This window comes from Mycobacterium florentinum (assembly GCF_010730355.1).
Classification (GTDB): domain Bacteria; phylum Actinomycetota; class Actinomycetes; order Mycobacteriales; family Mycobacteriaceae; genus Mycobacterium; species Mycobacterium florentinum.
The window spans coordinates 2,763,674-2,781,062 of the sequence record NZ_AP022576.1 but is presented as its reverse complement, the minus strand read 5'-3'; the positions used below and the strand labels follow the sequence as shown (position 1 = coordinate 2,781,062).

22 protein-coding genes and 3 tRNA genes are annotated in these 17,389 nt (G+C 66.1%); 18 read left to right on the top strand and 7 right to left on the bottom strand.

Features of this window, described 5'->3' with window-relative positions:
* Positions 1-93 precede the first annotated feature (93 nt).
* The 4 genes from G6N55_RS13085 (at position 94) to G6N55_RS13070 (ending at position 3,934) form a co-directional block, all read left to right on the top strand.
* Entirely contained in the window at positions 94-1,038 is a 945-nt protein-coding gene (locus G6N55_RS13085; protein WP_085223042.1) for a class I SAM-dependent methyltransferase, read from the top strand.
* Positions 1,039-1,165: 127 nt separating this feature from the next.
* The gene (locus G6N55_RS13080) at positions 1,166-2,581 is read left to right on the top strand and encodes a CehA/McbA family metallohydrolase (RefSeq protein ID WP_139826879.1); all 1,416 of its coding nucleotides are present in this window, start codon (positions 1,166-1,168) and stop codon (positions 2,579-2,581) included.
* Positions 2,582-2,639: 58 nt separating this feature from the next.
* Positions 2,640-3,155 (top strand): nitroreductase family protein, encoded by a 516-nt coding sequence (locus tag G6N55_RS13075; protein ID WP_085222884.1) that lies wholly within the window; start codon positions 2,640-2,642, stop codon positions 3,153-3,155.
* Between the two features lie 11 nt (positions 3,156-3,166).
* Complete coding sequence (locus G6N55_RS13070) at positions 3,167-3,934, top strand: class I SAM-dependent methyltransferase (RefSeq protein ID WP_232078993.1); 768 nt, start codon at positions 3,167-3,169, stop codon at positions 3,932-3,934.
* Positions 3,935-3,946: 12 nt separating this feature from the next.
* Here G6N55_RS13070 and G6N55_RS13065 read toward each other — a convergent pair whose 3' ends face one another.
* The 3 genes from G6N55_RS13065 to G6N55_RS29560 are packed head-to-tail and all read right to left on the bottom strand — an operon-like array spanning position 3,947 to position 6,820.
* On the bottom strand, positions 3,947-5,215 hold the full coding sequence (locus tag G6N55_RS13065; protein ID WP_085223044.1) for a cytochrome P450: 1,269 nt from the start codon (positions 5,213-5,215) through the stop codon (positions 3,947-3,949).
* A 14-nt stretch (positions 5,216-5,229) separates the two neighbouring features.
* Positions 5,230-6,609 (bottom strand): NAD(P)/FAD-dependent oxidoreductase, encoded by a 1,380-nt coding sequence (locus tag G6N55_RS13060; protein ID WP_085222885.1) that lies wholly within the window; start codon positions 6,607-6,609, stop codon positions 5,230-5,232.
* Positions 6,610-6,619: 10 nt separating this feature from the next.
* Positions 6,620-6,820: a ferredoxin gene (locus tag G6N55_RS29560; protein ID WP_085223045.1), complete on the bottom strand. Its 201-nt coding sequence runs from the start codon at positions 6,818-6,820 to the stop codon at positions 6,620-6,622.
* A 168-nt stretch (positions 6,821-6,988) separates the two neighbouring features.
* Between G6N55_RS29560 and cynS the strand changes: the two genes are divergently transcribed.
* The gene (gene cynS / locus G6N55_RS13050) at positions 6,989-7,447 is read left to right on the top strand and encodes a cyanase (RefSeq protein WP_085222886.1); all 459 of its coding nucleotides are present in this window, start codon (positions 6,989-6,991) and stop codon (positions 7,445-7,447) included.
* Positions 7,447-8,460: a patatin-like phospholipase family protein gene (locus G6N55_RS13045; RefSeq protein ID WP_085222887.1), complete on the top strand. Its 1,014-nt coding sequence runs from the start codon at positions 7,447-7,449 to the stop codon at positions 8,458-8,460. Before cynS ends, G6N55_RS13045 begins: the two co-directional genes overlap by 1 nt.
* A 110-nt stretch (positions 8,461-8,570) precedes the next feature.
* Here the strand turns inward: G6N55_RS13045 and G6N55_RS13040 are convergent, their stop codons facing one another.
* From G6N55_RS13040 to G6N55_RS13030, 3 genes are all read right to left on the bottom strand, one after another.
* Positions 8,571-9,266 (bottom strand): crotonase/enoyl-CoA hydratase family protein, encoded by a 696-nt coding sequence (locus G6N55_RS13040; protein ID WP_085222888.1) that lies wholly within the window; start codon positions 9,264-9,266, stop codon positions 8,571-8,573.
* 81 nt (positions 9,267-9,347) lie between these two features.
* Positions 9,348-10,190, bottom strand: a complete 843-nt coding sequence (locus G6N55_RS13035) for a hypothetical protein (RefSeq protein ID WP_179968146.1) — start codon at positions 10,188-10,190, stop codon at positions 9,348-9,350.
* A gap of 113 nt (positions 10,191-10,303) precedes the next feature.
* Positions 10,304-11,026, bottom strand: a complete 723-nt coding sequence (locus tag G6N55_RS13030; RefSeq protein ID WP_085222890.1) for an MBL fold metallo-hydrolase — start codon at positions 11,024-11,026, stop codon at positions 10,304-10,306.
* A gap of 111 nt (positions 11,027-11,137) precedes the next feature.
* Between G6N55_RS13030 and G6N55_RS13025 the strand changes: the two genes are divergently transcribed.
* The 12 genes from G6N55_RS13025 (at position 11,138) to rplA (ending at position 16,149) form a co-directional block, all read left to right on the top strand.
* Positions 11,138-11,344 (top strand): type II toxin-antitoxin system VapB family antitoxin, encoded by a 207-nt coding sequence (locus tag G6N55_RS13025; RefSeq protein ID WP_085222891.1) that lies wholly within the window; start codon positions 11,138-11,140, stop codon positions 11,342-11,344.
* A gap of 87 nt (positions 11,345-11,431) precedes the next feature.
* Positions 11,432-11,504: transfer RNA gene (locus G6N55_RS13020), tRNA-Thr, on the top strand.
* Between the two features lie 36 nt (positions 11,505-11,540).
* Positions 11,541-11,614: transfer RNA gene (locus G6N55_RS13015), tRNA-Met, on the top strand.
* A gap of 35 nt (positions 11,615-11,649) precedes the next feature.
* The gene (gene rpmG / locus G6N55_RS13010) at positions 11,650-11,817 is read left to right on the top strand and encodes a 50S ribosomal protein L33 (protein WP_003898538.1); all 168 of its coding nucleotides are present in this window, start codon (positions 11,650-11,652) and stop codon (positions 11,815-11,817) included.
* A gap of 73 nt (positions 11,818-11,890) precedes the next feature.
* A complete protein-coding gene (gene hadA / locus G6N55_RS13005) occupies positions 11,891-12,343 on the top strand; it encodes a (3R)-hydroxyacyl-ACP dehydratase subunit HadA (protein ID WP_276072418.1) in 453 nt (150 codons plus the stop codon).
* Positions 12,330-12,758 (top strand): (3R)-hydroxyacyl-ACP dehydratase subunit HadB, encoded by a 429-nt coding sequence (hadB, locus tag G6N55_RS13000; protein ID WP_085222893.1) that lies wholly within the window; start codon positions 12,330-12,332, stop codon positions 12,756-12,758. Before hadA ends, hadB begins: the two co-directional genes overlap by 14 nt.
* Before the next feature lie 3 nt (positions 12,759-12,761).
* A complete protein-coding gene (gene hadC, locus G6N55_RS12995; protein WP_085222894.1) occupies positions 12,762-13,277 on the top strand; it encodes a (3R)-hydroxyacyl-ACP dehydratase subunit HadC in 516 nt (171 codons plus the stop codon).
* 150 nt (positions 13,278-13,427) lie between these two features.
* A tRNA-Trp gene (locus G6N55_RS12990) sits at positions 13,428-13,500 on the top strand.
* 138 nt (positions 13,501-13,638) lie between these two features.
* On the top strand, positions 13,639-14,124 hold the full coding sequence (gene secE, locus G6N55_RS12985) for a preprotein translocase subunit SecE (RefSeq protein ID WP_085222895.1): 486 nt from the start codon (positions 13,639-13,641) through the stop codon (positions 14,122-14,124).
* Positions 14,125-14,155: 31 nt separating this feature from the next.
* On the top strand, positions 14,156-14,917 hold the full coding sequence (nusG, locus tag G6N55_RS12980) for a transcription termination/antitermination protein NusG (protein ID WP_085222896.1): 762 nt from the start codon (positions 14,156-14,158) through the stop codon (positions 14,915-14,917).
* Positions 14,918-14,944: 27 nt separating this feature from the next.
* Positions 14,945-15,373, top strand: a complete 429-nt coding sequence (gene rplK, locus G6N55_RS12975) for a 50S ribosomal protein L11 (RefSeq protein ID WP_036466645.1) — start codon at positions 14,945-14,947, stop codon at positions 15,371-15,373.
* A gap of 68 nt (positions 15,374-15,441) precedes the next feature.
* Entirely contained in the window at positions 15,442-16,149 is a 708-nt protein-coding gene (rplA, locus tag G6N55_RS12970; protein ID WP_085223046.1) for a 50S ribosomal protein L1, read from the top strand.
* A 15-nt stretch (positions 16,150-16,164) separates the two neighbouring features.
* Here rplA and G6N55_RS12965 read toward each other — a convergent pair whose 3' ends face one another.
* Positions 16,165-17,382, bottom strand: coding sequence for an RNA polymerase sigma factor (locus G6N55_RS12965; protein WP_085222897.1), 1,218 nt, complete (start codon positions 17,380-17,382; stop codon positions 16,165-16,167).
* Positions 17,383-17,389 lie beyond the last annotated feature (7 nt).

Here is a 17,389-nt window from a genome sequence, read left to right as displayed (position 1 = left end):
AAACGCTAGCGGGCGCCGAACAAGGCCACAGCCTGCGGACAGCTTGCTCACGTAGGGTCGCCTAAGTTGGGTGTCAACTGGGAGGACGTGAGCGTGGCCAGAACCGATAACGACAGCTGGGAGATCACCGAGAGCGTGGGGGCGACGGCGCTGGGCGTCGCGGCATCCCGCGCGGCGGAGACCGAGAGCGACAATCCACTGATTCGCGACCCGTTCGCGCGGGTTTTCCTCGACGCGGCCGGCGACGGAGTGTGGAACTGGTATTCCGCGCCGCAGCTGCCCGCCGAGCTGCTGGAAACCGAACCGAATCTGGTGCAGCAGATGAAGGCGATGGTCGGCTACATGGCTTCCCGGACCGCCTTTTTCGACGCGTTCTTCATCGACGCGGCGACGGCGGGCATTTCCCAGGCGGTGATCCTGGCGTCGGGGCTGGACTCGCGATCCTGGCGGTTGCCCTGGCCCGACGGCACCACGGTCTACGAGCTCGACCAGGCCAGGGTGCTGGAATTCAAGGCGTCGACGCTGGCCGAACACGGGGCCGAACCCGCCTGCAATCGGGTCGCCGTCCCGGTGGATCTGCGTCAGGATTGGCCAACGGCGTTGCGGGAAGCCGGTTTTGACGCCTCGGAACCAAGCGTCTGGTCGGCTGAGGGGCTGATGCCCTATCTGCCGGCCGCGGCACAGGAGCTGCTGTTCGAACGTGTGCAGGGGCTGACCGTCGCCGGCAGCCGGATCGGGGTGGAGGCGTTGGGGCCGAAGTTCCTGGATCCCGAGCTGCGGACGCGGCGGCAGGCGCGAATGGATCGCGTCCGCGCGGCGTTCGCCAAATCCGGTCTGCAGCGCGAGGTCCCCAGCACCGACGAATTGTGGTACTTCGAAGAGCGCGAAGACGTGGGTGCCTGGTTCGGTCGCCACGGCTGGGACGTCACGGTGACGCCGTCGCTGGAGCTGATGGCCGGCTATGGCCGCAGGCCCGCCGAAGAGGTCGAGAACGACGTCCCCGGCAACCTGTTCGTCGCCGCGCAGCGCTCGGCGTAGCGCGATCTCACCAGCCCTACAGCGGGTGTTCGTGTCGATGTAACGGCTGGTTAGCCCTTGATGGCGAATGCTGTGGGCGTACCCGACACCGTCGTCGGAGTGGCAACACGCCGACAGGGAGAAGGCCATGAGCATTGCCAGGGTCGCGCCCGATGCCATCATCGCAGGCACGGCAATCGAAATAGCGTTTTCGGGACGGTTCGGTTTTGGTATCTACCGGTGGGCCTACCTGCCGTTCGAAGTACCGCCGGGTGTGCAACAAATTCGGGTGGCCGCCTCTTATGACTCGGGTATGGGCGGCCTGGCACGAAATGTGTTGGATTTAGGGATATTTGGGGCGGCTGGGCACGATCTGGGCAATGCGGCGGGATTTCGGGGCTGGTCCGGCGGGGCCCGCGACGGCTTCATGATCTCGCGCACCTACGCCACGCCCGGCTACCTGGCCGGCCCCATCGAGCCGGGCGTATGGGCGGTCGCGCTGGGTCCGGTGGTCCTCAGCCCGTGGGGGATGTCCTGGCAGGTACGGGTCACGCTGGACTATGAGCCACCCGCCGAGTCGCCGGTGATGCAGGACTCGCCGGTGGCGTTCACGCCCGCCTCGGTCGGGGGTGCGCGCTGGTACCGCGGTGACCTGCATTTGCATACCGAGCACTCCGACGGCGAGCGCGATCCCGGTGAACTGGTGTCGGCCGCGCACGCCGGCGGGCTCGACTTCATCGTCTCCACCGAGCACAACACCAACTCCGCCAACCGGGTATGGCCCACCTGTCGCACCGGATCGCTGCTGGTGATTCCCGGTGTCGAGGTCACCACCCGGCACGGGCACTGGCTCGCCGTCGGCCTGCCGCCGCACGGCTGGGTCGATTGGCGCTACGGGCCGAGTGACGGGGTCTTCGGGCGCTTCGCCGCCGAGGTTCGTCAAGCCGGGGGATTGGTGGTCGCCGCCCATCCCGCCGCGCCCCTACCCGGCTCGGCGTGGGAGTTCGGTTTCACCGACGTGGACTCGCTCGAGGTGTGGAACGGCAAGTGGAACGTCGATGATGAAGTGTCCCTTCGTATTTGGCAACGGCTATTGCGGCAGGGCCGGCGTATCGTCGCGGTCGGCGGCAGCGACTCCCACGCCCGGCGCCAGGTGGTCGGCGCGCCGCAGACGGCCGTGCACGCGGCCGAACTGTCGGTGCCCGCGATCGTCGACGGGCTGCGGCGCGGCCGCTCGTACATCGTGGGATCACGCGATGTCGCCTGTGAGCTGACCGCGTCCTGCCCGAGCGGCGACGTGGCCGGCCCCGGCCAGCAGCTGCGGGCGGCGCCCGGCACCACGGTGACGGTCACCGCGGTCGTCAGTGGGGCCCCCGGGACCACCGCCGCCCTGATCACTGCCGCGGGCTGCGCGGGACGCGCGCCGGTAGCCTCGGCGGGCAGCAGGCTGCAATGGGAGCTCGGCGCCGCGTCCGCGCGATTTGCCCGACTCGAGGTGCGCGACGGGCGACGGGGCCGGCTCGGCGCGATGGTCGCCCTGACGAATCCGGTGTGGCTAGCCTGAGAAAGGGCAGAGCACACCGGCATTCGCGGCGCGGACGCGCGCAGACGAGAGGAACGAGATGGAAACCTGGGACGCGATCTGCGCTCGGCGCAATGTTCGGCAGTATCAGCCGCGACCGGTGGCGGATGACGACCTGAATCGGATCGCCGAGGCCGGCTGGCGGGCACCGTCGGCAAAAAACCGTCAGCCGTGGGACTTTGTCATCGTCACCGACCCGGCTCAGCTGCAGGAGCTGTCCACGGTCTGGGGCGGCGCCGGTCATATCGCATCGGCCCCGGCCGCGATCGTGTTGGTGGTGCCGGTTCCACCGGACGAGCGCCGGCTGGTGACCGACAACTACGACGTCGGTCAGGCGACGATGGCGATGATGATCGCGGCGACCGACCTGGGCATCGGCACCGGCCATTCGTCGGTGGGGGATCAGGAGAAGGCGCGCGCCGTCCTGGGTGTCCCGGACGACTACCTGGTGGCCTTCATGCTCGGTGTCGGGTATCCGGCCGATCGCCCGCTGACCCCGATCCGCAAGCCGGACCGGCGCCCGTTCGACGAAGTCGTCCACCGCGGACGCTGGTAGGAGCGGGCACGGTGGCGGACACGAGCCTGACGCGCGAGCACAGAGGCGAATACGGATACGACGGGTCGTTTCACACCGTCTCGCCCCGGGGGCAGGTTGTGGGCGTGGTCGGCATCTCCGCCGTTCTGTTCGCGGGCGCCGGTGTCGCGCTGGCCCGCGGTAACCGGTTGGCGGCGGTGCTCGGCGCGGTCTCGGCGGTCGATGTGCTTGCGACGACCGCCTCGTACATCTACGCAACCAGGCGCGGCAAGTTCGTGGTGTGGGACCGGATCCTCGACGAGCTGGCGCTGCGCGGCGACGAAACCGTGCTGGATCTCGGCTGCGGGCGCGGTGCGGTGTTGCTCGCCGCGGCCAAGCGGGTGCCCAGGGGCCGTGCGATAGGCGTCGACCTGTGGCGCGCCGACCAGACCCAAAATTCGCAGCAGTCAACGTTGTCCAACGCGGACCTGGAAAGCGTCGCCGAGCGCGTCGAGGTGCGGACCGCCGACATGACCGCGCTACCGCTGGCCGACGAGAGCGTCGATGCCGTCGTCAGCAGTCTGGCCATCCACAACATCGGAAGCCACGAGGGCCGGCGCAAGGCGCTGGACGAGGCGATTCGGGTGCTGCGCCCGGGTGCTCAACTCGCGATCGCCGACCTGTGGGAAACCAACCGCCACGCCGCTCATCTGCGTCAACTGGGCTGGCACAACGTGCGACGGCGCAACCTCGGCTGGCGCATGTGGTACGGCGGCCCCTGGTTCGCGACGCGCTTGGTCACCGCGACCAAACCGGGCTGATCACACGCCGGCTCAGGGCCGGATCTCGTCGTAGTCGACCAGCAGATGCCGTGGGCCTCGGAACACCTGGCTGATGCGGTAGGGCGGCGGATCCTCAACCAGCCGTGGGTTTTTCACCCGGCGCAGGAAAGCCTCGAACGCGGTGTTGACTTCGAGGCGGGCCAGCGGGCCACCGAAGCAGACGTGTATGCCGCGACCCCAGCCGACGTGCTCGTTGTCGGCGCGCTGGGGGTCGAACGTGTCGGGGTCGGCAAAGCGCCGCGGGTCCCGGTTGGCCGCGCCGTACATGAGGTAGATGGGCGCACCCTTGGGGATGGTGGTGCCGGCGATATCGATGTCGGCCAGCGCCGACCGGGTCGGAAAGAACTGCACCGACGACTGCATACGCAGCACTTCCTCGACGGCGCCGGGAATCAATTCCGGTTTGCTGCTTAGCAATTCGATCGACCAGGGGTTGCGCAGCACGGTGAGCACGCAATGCGAGATCAGGTTGACCGTCGAGTCGTGACCGGCGACGAACAGCAGGATGGTGTTGGTGACGATCGCGCTCGGCGACATTTGTCCGTCCGGTCCGTCGTCATGGGCCAACTGCGAAATCATACCTGGCCCAGGTGATTTCGTCGCCTTTTCGACCAGCCCGACGATGTATTCGTTGAGCTCGACGTCAGCGGCCTCGCCCTTGGCGCGACGGGCCCGGCCCTCCTCGGTCTGGATGTCGGGGCCGAGGTCGAAGATGCCGCTGACCATGTCCGCGATCCACGCGTGAAATTGGGGTTCGTCTTCGATGGGTATGCCCATGATCCGGCAGATCACGTTGACCGGCAGCGGGTAGGCGAACTCGTCGACCACGTCGATGCGCGTCTTGCCCACCGCCTTGTCGAGCAGCCCGTTGACGATCTGCTGACACAGCGGCTCCTGGCCGGGAATCAGGTCCGGCGCATCCGGTGGGCCGAAAAAGCGCATGCACTGACGCCGGGCCCGGTCGTGGTCGGGCGGGTCCTGCGCGATGAAGCTGGGCTCCTGGCCGTATGCCTCGGCCATTTCGACCACCGACTCGTCGGCGACCCGGCGGCCGCGGGTCGTCGGTGCGTGCCCCTTGCGCAGGTCGGAACTCACCCTGGGGTCGTGAGCCAGCGCAATCAGCTCCTCGTGCCCGGTGACCGCGTAGATGCCGTTGGTCACCCGCACCACCGGCGTCTTGCGCAACTCGTCGAAGAACGGATAGGGATTCGCGCGGTTTTCGTGCCGCATTGCGGCGTCGAAGGCTTCCTCGGGCGTCATCGAAAGTTCCTTACTCATCGGTGCCGAGGGCGGAATTCGGCGCGCCACTCGCTGGGGTCGTGCCCCGTCAACACCACGTCCGGACTCTCGGTGGGCACGCCGCGCGCCGGAAAGTCGGCAGGCATCACCCGCATGTTTTCCGGGAAGTCGAATCCCGGCGGATGCGGCGGGAACGGGCCGGACCGAGCGATCTGGTCGCGGTAGTGGTCGATCCACTTCGCGTGGTTGAAGGTGACCGCGCCGACGATGCGGCCGTGGCGCCCGTAGGCCGCGGCAAACCGGCGCTGTCTGACCGAGCCCTGGGTGAAGACGATCTCGTCGCCAAACGACGGCACGCCAACGGATTTGATGTTGACACCGAACTGGGCCGACCAGAATTGCGGGATCAGCAGGTGCGCCCAGCGATCGATTTCGGCGCAGACCATGTTGTGTGCGGCGACCCGGGCGCCCAGCACGGCGTTGTCCCAGTGTTCCATCGCCAGGAACTCGTAGTCGTAGAGAACGTGCGGAGAACGGGCGATGTCGCCCGCGACGAAGATGTGGTTGGTGACCACCCCGTTGATGTCGAACGCGCGGCACCCGGCGTCGCACCCCACGCCCCAGAACCCGGCCGCCAACCCGGCGCCCTCGAGCCACTCGACGTTGCGGATCGAACCCAACGAGGTCACCACCACGTCCACGTCGAGGGTGCTGCCATCGGAGAGCCGCGCGCGACGCACATGACCGTCGGCGTCACCGTCGAGCGCCAGCACCGACACGCCGGTCCGCAGATCCACCCCGGCCTCGCGCTGCATCTCGGCGGCGATCGCGCCGATCACGCCGCCCAGCGCGCCCGCCAGCGGCCCCGGGCCGCGCTCGGTGACCGTGACCTCCAGACCGAGTTCGCGGCAGACCGACGCGGCTTCCGACCCGATGAAGCCCGAACCGACGATCAGCACCCGGCGCGGGCGGGCCGCCAGCGCGGCCTGCAACCGCGCGGCGTCGGTGCTGGTGCGCAGCGTGTACACGCCCCACAGTGCGGCCTCTTCCGGGTTGGGCCATCGCCGCGACCGCACACCCGTGGCGATCAGCAGGCTGTCACCGGGCACCTCGCTGCCGTCGGCGAGGCGCACCACCTGATTAGCCCGGTCCAGGGCGGTCGCGGCAACGCCGAGCCGCCACTGCGCGTCCACCGCGCGCAGCCGGGGCAGCTTGGTGTGATCGGCGGCCACCCAGCCTTTGAGGACCTGCTTGGACAACGGTGGCCGGTCGTACGGCTCGTCGGGCTCGTCGCCGATGATGGTCAGCTCGCCCCGAAAACCCTCTTCGCGCAGCGCTTCAGCGGCGCGCAGTCCGGCCAGCGAGGCGCCGACGATGACGATGCGTCCCCGGTCTTTGAAGCCGTTCGGATTCACGGCCGGCCCGTTACTCGCCGTCGAGCTTGTCGACGATGATCGCCTGCACCGGGCACGCGGCCGCGGCCCGCAGCACCCGCAGACGCTGATCGTCGTCGGGGTTGGGGTTGTAGCTGAGCGCCTCTTCGCCGCTGAGCTTGAGCACCTCCGGCGCCAGCGGCACGCAGTGCGCATACCCCAGGCAGCGGTTCAGGTCGACAACGATTCGCACAGCGACCTCGATCCCCGGGCTGAAGATCCGACGCCTGGCAGCGTACATCTCCACGCGAGGCAATCGCCGTGTTTACGAAACTCTTTCGCTCGGGCGCAGGCGTCTTGTTGCAACGCGTCTTGTCACGGCGACCGAGCGCGCTCGGGCCGCGTGCAGCATGCTGGATTCATGAACAGAAACGAGATCACCGAACAGATCGTCGTTGCGCGCCTGACGCGCGGCCTCACCTGGCAGGAGCTGGCCGACGCCATCGGCCAGCCGGTGGTGTGGACCACGTCGGCGTTGCTGGGTCAGCATCCGATCCCGCCGGAGCAGGGCAAGCTGCTGGCCGAGATGCTCGGTCTCGACCAGTCGGTAGTGCCGGTGCTGGCGGCGCCGCCGATGCGCGGCGGACTGCCTACGGCCGTGCCGACCGACCCCACCATTTACCGCTTCTACGAAGCACTTCAGGTGTACGGTGGCGCCATCAAGGAACTGATCCACGAGCAGTTCGGCGACGGCATTATGAGCGCGATCAACTTCAGCGTCGACCTGCAGAAGAAGCCGCACCCGTCGGGCGACCGCGTCGTCGTGACTTTTGACGGCAAGTACCTTGCCTACGACTGGGTTTCAGCGCAAGGAGGGTAATGGCAGGGGCACGCCAACAGCTGAAATCAGCGGACCTCGTTCTCTCCGGCGGGGGCGTCAAATTCATCGGCCTGGTGGGTGCCATCGTTGCTTTGATGGACGCGGGATATGCATTTCCGCGGGTGTCGGGCGTCTCGGCCGGATCGGTGGTCGGTGCGATCCTGGCGGCCGCGTCCGAGGGTGACCAGCTGACCAGCCAAGAGGTCAAGGAGCTCGCGCTGTCGGCGCCGCTGAGCAAATGGCGCGACGCGGGACCCGTCCCGATTCTCGGTGCCGCGTGGGGACTTGTCCGGGACACCAGCATGTTTCGCGGTGACGCCGCCCATGACTGGATTCGCAGCGAGCTGAAGAACCTGGGCGTCACCTACTTCGGAGATCTGCTGCTCGACGAGGACACGCTGCCCGACGGGCGGCGCCACAAGCTGGTGGTCACCGTCGCCGACGTGAGCGCGGCACAGTTGGTGAGACTGCCCTGGGACTACCGGCGGCTCTACGGGCTGGACCCCGATGAGCAGCTGGTCGCCGACGCCGTGCGCGCGTCGATGGCGATCCCGTTCTTCTACCCCCCGGTCAAGCTGCGCAGCCTCAGCGGGTCGATGTCCACCCTCGTCGATGGTGGTGTGCTGTCCAATTTTCCGATCGACACCTTCGACCGGTTCGACGGAAAAGTACCGCGCTGGCCCACATTTGGGGTGACGGTCCTACCGAGGCTCAACGAGGGTTTCAGCGCGGTGATGCCCGCGCTGAAACCGCTGCGCCTTTTCGAGCAGACGGCGTTGCTGGAAAGCCTGCTCACCACGATGCTCGCGGGCCACGACCAAACCCACCTCAACCAGCCGTGGGTTGCCGCCCGTGCGATCGCGGTCGAATCGACCGATGTGGGTGTCCTCGACTTCGACGTCGCCACCGAGCGCCTCGAGGCGCTGTATCAGAAGGGCTACGGGGCGGCGCAGGAGTTCTTGTTGACGTGGGACTGGCAGGCGTACCTCAAACGCTTCCGCTGGGCCGTCTGACACCTGCGGTCAAGGGTGAAGTGACGGCCCGTCGTCGTCGTGCCACACTGCGAAGCGGAGGAGGCGACAGGAGGGGAGGCGGTTGCCCGGGCAGCCGCATCGCCTCCTCCCTATAGGCCGAATTCTGCTTCTATGCCGTCGATTCCGGCACGCAGCGCCTTGAGCGCGTCCGCGCGGGCACGCAATTTCGTTGCGGCGTGTGCGTGCTGGTGCAGGCCGGCGAATTCTTGCGCGGCTTCCTCGGCGCGGCTGACCACCATCTCGGGCAACACGATTTCGTCGACAAAGCCTGCGGCAAGCGCGGTTTCGCCGAAGAAGGTCTTGGCCAGCCCGGTGGCTTGCTGATACGCCGAACGCGTCAGCCGCAGCTTCATGATTTCCAGGGCGGCATAGGGGATCGTCATGCCGATCGCCACCTCGTTGGCCCGGATGTTGTAGGCGTGCGCCGCGATTCGGTGATCACCGGAGGCCAACAGAAACGATCCCATCGCGATGGCGTGTCCGGTGCAGGCGATCACTACCGGCTTCGGGTAGGACAACAGCCGATACGACAACTCGAAGCCGCCCCGCAGCATGTCGATCGCGGGCTGCGCCTCGCCGGAGGTCAGGATCTTCAGGTCGAATCCGCCGCTGAATACCCGGTCGTTGCCGGTGAGCACCAGCGCGCCGACGTTGTCGCGGTCGGCCTGGTCGATCGCCTCGTTGATCGCCGCCTGCATGGTCGGGCCCAGCGCGTTGACCTTGCCGTCGTCCATCCGGATGACCGCGACGCTGTCCTTGAGGCTGTAGGTAACCGGACCGCTCATGCGTTACTCCTTCGCTGCGGGCAGATCGATTGAATCAGATCGACGTTGCATGACCCCGCGGGGCCGGACGTAGTGCGACCCTCAGACGTGCTCGTCGCGGTGTTTACCGAGATCGTTTTGGGAGTTGCCCCAGCGCAGGCCGACGTCCGTCGGCGCGTCGAGCTGGCGGGCGCGCCAGCGGTCCTGAGTTTCGGCCACCGCGTTGTTGATTCGTTCGATCTCGGTGCGGAACACGTCGGCGTGCGTTTCCTTGCTCGCGTAGTGGAAGTAGGTCAGCAGGCTGCGTAGCAGTTCCAGTTTCTGCTTTTCCCGCTTGGCCAGGTCGTGCGTCGTCATCAACTCGATGCGCTGAACGGGCGGCAAGGCATCCCAGTCCAGCACCACGTTGGTCTCCAGCGGCTGGCGCTCGCGTTCCCAGAACCGCCATCCGCGCGGCTTCTCGGGGCGGTCGTAGTAGAGCACCTTCCCGGTGAAGCGAGATTCGATGCCACCGCCGATTTCGCCGCGGTCGAGCGCGGAGTCCCAGACCATCCGCCACTCCTGCCCGGGCGCGAGTACCGGCAATTCGCGGGGGAGTTGCAGTTCCACCACTTCGGCATAGCCGTCGGTGGAATTTTCGTATTCGGCCACTGTCGGTGGACTCGCAAAGGAAAACCGAATGTCGTAAGCGGCCGTCCGGCCGAAATTCCGGACGACCAACTCGATCACATGCCAGTCCGCGGCATGCGGTTCCATGAGCATGCCCACGTGGGGCCGCGTCTGTTCGGAGGCCAGCCGGCGGTTGCGGCCGATCTGGTGGTTGGTAAAGACCAGCGCGATCACGCCGAGCGCGATCGCCGCCCACGCCGCCCACGCCAACCAGGTGCTGGACTCGATATCGGTGACCCCGTGCCAGCTGCCCTGGATCCACCCCATTGAATCCATCCCTCCGCTTGTGTCAACCCGAAATCCTGCTGGCCCGGCTGCTGAATCGCAATGATCAGGGTGATTACCCACATTCGGGCAGTATTGAACGACCCAAACCCCCGCTCAATCCATTAGCCGCCCATCAACATTCGCCACTGATCGAGGTTGGTGGCCCGATACACATAGTTGGAGCGCTTGACCTCTGCCAGCGACGCGCTCGGGTCGGTGGAGTACCAATGCCCCGGAAAGACGGTCGGGTCGCCGGGCAGCGCGGCCAGCTGCTGCAGGCTGCGGTACATCTCGTCGGAGTCCCCGCCGGGAAAGTCGGTACGCCCGCAGCCGTCCAGGAAGAGCGTGTCACCGGCGACCAGCCGGCCATCGAGCAGGAAGCACTGGCTGCCCGGCGTGTGGCCCGGGGTGTGCAGCAGCTCGATCTCGATGTCGCCGATGCTGATCTTGTCGCCATGCTCGTGGGCGGTCAGGTCGTCGACGCCGATCCCGGTAACCCGCGAAACCCAAAGCGCCTCGTGGGTATTCACATGCACCGGCACACTGGTCCGCTCCAGTAGCTCGGCGAGTCCGTTGAGCTCGAAGCCCATCATCGAGCCGCCCACATGGTCCGGGTGATGGTGGGTGACCAGCACGCCGGACAGATGCATGCCGTCGGCTTCGACCGCGTCCACCAGTTCGCCGGCCGCGTATGCCGGGTCGACGACGACGCAGTCGCCGGTCTGACGGTCGCCGATCAGATACGCGAAATTGCGCATTTGCGTCGCCATCATGTCGCCGGCGGCGAAATCGCGACCGGAGAGCAGCTGCCGGAAATACAGTCGGTCCGCTGACGAATCTGTCACGGCATCAGACTATGACCCGGCCAACCGAACGGGCATTTCGGGCGCATCACGGCCTGTCAACCGCGCTTTCGCCGAACGGCTCCGGCGGCGCGGCGCGGGTATTGTTGCTCCATGCTGAAGAAGGTCGAGATCGAGATTGACGACGATCTGGTCCAAGAGGCAATACGTCGCTACCACTTGGCCGACGCGCGCGAGGCCGTGCACCTCGCGCTGCGGACGCTGCTGGACGCCGATGCCCATCGCGACCAAGAGGGCATTTATGACGAGTTCAGCGACCTCAGTGCGTGGCAACCACACCGCGACAGCGGCGGGGGCTGAGCGCCTACGGCGTGGTTTGGTTCCGTCGCTCGTCGCGCTGTACCCTCTTTTAGGCCCGAGGCACGACTGACCGCTACGGGTTTTGCGGCCCCCTTAGCTCAGTCGGTAGAGCGTTTCCATGGTAAGGAAAAGGTCAACGGTTCGATTCCGTTAGGGGGCTCGGCGGACGCCGAACAGGCGGACGGCGCGTACCAGAGGCGATGTAGCTCAGTCGGTTAGAGCGAACGACTCATAATCGTTAGGTCGCCGGTTCGAGTCCGGCCATCGCTACAACACAACAATGTGACGTGTGAAAGAGAACTGAAATGGCTTCCAGTACGGATGTGCGGCCGAAGATCACTTTGGCCTGCGAAGTGTGCAAACACCGCAACTACATCACCAAGAAGAACCGCCGCAATGACCCGGACCGGCTCGAGCTGAAGAAGTTCTGCCCGAACTGCGGCAAGCACCAGGCACATCGCGAGACACGCTAACTATCTCAGGCCGTTAGACGAGATTGACCAGGTAGGTTTTAAAGCTGTGCCGTTGACCAAAGATCTAGTCGGGATGCATTACCGGTATCCCGACTATTACCAGGTGGAGCGGGAGAAGATCCGCGAGTACGCGGTGGCCGTGCAAAACGACGACGCGTGGTTCTCCGACGAGGGTGCCGCTGCCGAGCTCGGCTACAAGGGTTTGCTGGCCCCGTTGACGTTCTGCTGTGTGTTCGGCTACCAGGCCCAGTCGGCGTTCTTCAAGTACGCCAACATCGCGGTGACCGACGCGCAAATCGTCCAGGTTGACCAGGTGCTGAAGTACTTCAAGCCGTTGGTGGCAGGCGACCGCATCTACTGTGATGTGTACGTGGACTCGATGCGTGTCTCGCACGGCACCCAGATCATCGTGACCAAGAATGTGATCACCGACGAGGCCGGCGACATCGTCCAGGAGACCTACACGACCCTGGCGGGCCGTGCGGGTGACAACGGGGAAGAGGGATTTACTGATGCCACTGCGTGAGTTCAGCTCGGTGAAGGTGGGTGACCAGCTTCCGGAAAAGACCTACCCGCTCACCCGCCAGGATCTGGTGAACTATGCGGGCGTTTCCGGTGACTTGAACCCGATCCACTGGGACGACGAGATCGCCAAGGTCGTCGGGCTGGAGACCGCGATCGCGCACGGCATGCTCACCATGGGGATCGGCGGCGGTTACGTCACCTCGTGGGTCGGGGACCCCGGTGCGGTCACCGAGTACAACGTGCGATTCACGGCCGTGGTGCCGGTGCCCAACGACGGCAAGGGCGCCGAGCTGGTCTTCAGCGGTCGGGTCAAGTCGGTTGATCCGGAGAACAAGTCGGTGGTCATCGCGATCAGCGCCACTACTGGTGGAAAGAAGATCTTCGGACGGGCCATCGCGTCGGCCAAGTTGGCGTAAACCATGGCGCTCAAAACCGATATCCGCGGAATGGTCTGGCGGTATCCGGATTACTTCGTGGTGGGCCGTGAGCAGGTCCGCGAGTTCGCCCGGTCCATCAAGAACGAACACCCGGCCTTCTACGAGGAAGCCGCGGCAGCCGAACTCGGCTACGACGCAATCCTCGCGCCGCTGACCCTCGTCACGATCTTCGCCAAGTACGTGCAGCTGGATTTCTTCCGGCACGTCGACCTGGGTATGGAGAGCTTGGTGATTGTCCAGGTTGAACAGCGATTCGTCTTCAACAGGCCGATCAAGGCGGGCGACAAGCTGTGGGGGCGGATGGACGTCGAGTCGGTCAACGAACGCTTCGGGGCCGACATCGTCGTCACCAAAAACATCTGCACCGACGACAACGGAGACGTCGTGATGGAGGCCTACACCACCTTGATGGGTCAATACCGGGAAGAATCGAACGACGACGGTTCCATCCAGCTCAAATGGGACCCGGAATCCGGACAGGTCGTCAGAACCGCGTAATTAGTATCTGACTCGCGTGCCGATGTACACTCGGACCTCGGGGTTTTCCCATTACAGCGCGCTGTCCGTAGGTTCGGCGATCACCGAACGGAGAGCGCGCGTGTCATGTAGGCCCCGGTAGGTAAGCGCAGGTTGGCCTGCCAACCGCGAAGGGGCGTAGCTCAACTGGCAGAGCAGCGGTCTCCAAAACCGCAGGTTGCAGGTTCAAGTCCTGTCGCCCCTGCAAACGGCGAACGTCCGACGACGATGCGGGCCCCAACGGCCTGAGGAGGAGTCGGACAATGGGATCCGTGCCATGCTGGACACTAACGGGCCAGCCCGGGACGAATCGTGAGATGGCTAGCGAACAAAGGAGCATGCGGTGAGCGACGAGGGCCTCGACGTCCCTGCTGCCAACGACGCCGCACGCGACGGCGGTGACACCGACGACAGCACGAGCGGTGGTCGCACGGCCGTGGTGACCAAGCCTGCGACGCGTCCGCAACGCCCGACCGGCAAGCGGTCCCGGCAGCGAGTGGCGGATGCCGACGAGGACGTCGACGTCGAGTCCTCGGACGAGACCGAGGACGCTAAGGACTCCAAGAAGACCGCGGCAACCAAGAAGGCCGGGGCCGACAAGAAGGCCAAGAAGCCGAAGAAGCCCGGGGACCGTACGGCCAACCCGTTCGTTTTCGTCTTCAACTACCTCAAGCAGGTCGTTGCGGAGATGCGGAAGGTGATCTGGCCGAACCGCAAGCAGATGCTCACCTACACGTCCGTGGTGCTGGTGTTCCTCGCCTTCATGGTGGCGCTGGTAGGCCTTGCTGATTTGGGCCTGACCAAGCTCGTGCTGCTGGTGTTCGGCTGAGCTTCGAGAAAGATAGAGAGGACTGAAAACCGTGACTACCTTCGACGGTGACACGTCCGCCGGTGAAGCGGTCGACGTGGACGAGGTCGTCGAGGCGGCTGAGACCACGGAGGCCACAGAGGCTCCGGAAGCCCCCGCACCCGCGGAGTCGGCCGAGGAGGCCGAGGAGGCCGATCCTGCCGCCGCGCTCAAGGCGGACCTACGCAGCAGGCCCGGCGACTGGTACGTCATCCACTCTTACGCGGGATACGAGAACAAGGTGAAAGCCAACCTCGAAACCCGTGTGCAGAACCTGGACGTCGGCGACTACATCTTCCAGGTGGAAGTACCCACCGAAGAGGTCACCGAGATCAAGAACGGCCAGCGCAAGCAGGTCAACCGCAAGGTGCTGCCGGGCTACATCCTGGTGCGCATGGACCTGACCGACGACTCGTGGGCCGCGGTGCGCAACACCCCCGGCGTGACCGGTTTCGTCGGCGCGACGTCGCGTCCGTCGGCGCTCGCGCTCGATGACGTGGTGAAGTTCCTGCTGCCGCCCGCGGCGACGAAGAAGGCCGCCAAGGGCGCAGTCACCACCGCTGCCGCCGCCGAGACGGGCGGCCTGGAACGTCCGGTCATCGACGTCGAGTACGAGGTCGGCGAATCGGTGACGGTCATGGACGGACCCTTTGCCACGCTGCCGGCCACGATCAACGAGATCAACGCCGAACAGCAGAAGCTCAAGGTGTTGGTGTCGATCTTCGGCCGCGAAACACCGGTCGAACTCACCTTTACCCAAGTCTCCAAGATCTAGAAAACCTGGAAGGAACGTCAAAATCTCATGGCCCCGAAGAAGAAAGTCGTTGGGCTGATCAAGCTCCAGATCGTGGCGGGACAGGCAAACCCTGCGCCGCCGGTGGGACCCGCGCTGGGCCAGCACGGTGTGAACATCATGGAGTTCTGCAAGGCATACAACGCCGCGACGGAAAACCAGCGCGGCAATGTCATCCCCGTGGAGATCACGGTCTACGAAGACCGCAGCTTCACGTTCGCGCTCAAGACGCCGCCTGCCGCCAAGCTGCTGCTCAAGGCCGCCGGTGTGGGCAAGGGTTCGGCCGAGCCGCACAAGACCAAGGTCGCCAAGGTCACCTGGGATCAGGTCCGCGAGATCGCCGAGACCAAGAAGACCGATCTCAACGCCAACGACATCGACGCCGCCGCCAAGATCATCGCCGGTACCGCCCGGTCGATGGGCATCACCGTCGAATAAGCCCCCAACCGTGGGAGGGCCAGCTTCGGCCCGAATAACCACGACCCAACACCAGATTGGATCAGCAAGTGAGCAAGAACAGCAAGGCATACCGCGCCGCCGCCGAGAAGGTGGATCGCGACAACCTGTACTCCCCGCTGGAGGCGGCCAAGCTCGCCAAGGAGACGGCCTCGACCAAGCAGGACTCCACCGTCGAGGTGGCGATCCGGCTCGGCGTCGACCCGCGCAAGGCCGACCAGATGGTGCGCGGCACGGTCAACCTGCCGCACGGCACCGGTAAGACCGCCCGGGTCGCGGTGTTCGCCGTCGGCGACAAGGCCGAAGAGGCCACCGCCGCGGGTGCCGACGTGGTGGGCAGCGACGACCTGATCGAAAAGATCCAGGGCGGCTTCCTGGACTTCGACGCCGCGATCGCGACGCCGGACCAGATGGCCAAGGTCGGCCGTATCGCGCGCATCCTCGGCCCGCGTGGCCTGATGCCGAACCCCAAGACCGGTACCGTGACGCCCGACATCGCCAAGGCCGTCAACGACATCAAGGGCGGAAAGATCAACTTCCGCATCGACAAGCAGGCCAACCTGCACTTCGTGATCGGTAAGGCCTCGTTCGACGAGAAGAACCTCGCGGAGAACTACGGAGCCGCGATCGACGAGGTGCTGCGGCTCAAGCCGTCGTCGTCCAAGGGGCGGTACCTCAAGAAGATCACCGTGTCGACGACCACCGGCCCGGGCATCCCGGTCGACCCGTCGATCACCCGCAACTTCACCGAGGCCTAGTCCCGGCTGCGGCGCCTACCCGCCGCACTCGGCGATACGTCGGCGTAAGAAGTCGCGGCCCGGCTCAGAACCGTTGGATTGTAACGCCGTTCGATACCAGGTCAGCGCCTCGGTGGGCCGTCCCGCGCGCCGCAGCAGATCGGCCCGTACCGTCGCGACCAGATTCGAGCGGGTCAGCCGGGGGTCGCGCGCGACGTCGTCCAGCGCGACAAGCCCGGCGTCGGGGCCGTCGCGGAAGCCCACCGCCAGCGCGCGGTTCGCGCCGGCCACCGGCGACCCCGTCAACTCCAGGAGACGGTCGTAGGCCGTGCAGATGGTGATCCAGTCGGTCTGCTCCCACGATGGTGCCGTCGCGTGCACCGCGGCGATCACCGCCTGGGGCAGGTAGGGGCCCGTCGAACCCTCGGCCAGCCGCAACCGGTCCAGCCCGCGCGCGATGCGGCCGCGATCCCACTTGCGGCGGTCCTGGTCTTCGAGCGGCACCAGCATTCCGGCGTCGTCGATCCGCGTTGCCCGCCGCGAGTCGTGCAGCAGGGTCAGGGCGGCCAGGGCGTGGGTCTCACGCTCGTCCGGCATCAGCGCGCACAGCTCGCCGGCCAGCCGAACGCCCTCGTCGCACAGTTCGTCACGAATCGCCGACGGGCCCGCGGTCGACCAATATCCCTCGGTGAACACCGAGTAGATACAACCGAGCACGTGGGGCGTCCGTTCGCCCAACAGCTGCGCCGGCGGCACCCGCAGTGGGATGTTGGCGTGACGAATCTTGTTCTTGGCGCGCGTGATTCGCTGACCGACGGCGGTGTCGGTTTGCAACAACGCCCGGGCGATCTCGGCGACGGTCAACCCGGATACCAACCGCAGCGTCAGCGCCAACTGCGACTGCCGGTCCAGCGCCGGATGCGCGCAGGTGAACATCATCCGCAGCTCGTCGTCGCGAACCGGATGCGGATCGGTGTGGTCGGTACGTGCCCTGATGTCGTCCACGAAAGCCGCCAATTCCTTTCCGGGACGGGCAGATTCGCGGCGCAGCCGATCCCGGGCACGGTTGCGGGCGACGGTAACCAGCCAGGCGCCGGGGCTGTCCGGCATTCCGTCGCGGGGCCAACCGCGCAGCGCCTCGGCGCAGGCCTCCTGGACGGCGTCCTCGGCGACGGTGAGGTCGCCGGACCATCGCGCGAGCGCGGCGACGGCGGGACCCCATTCCCGGCGGAAGACGCCGTCCAGGTTGGTCATTGCAGGT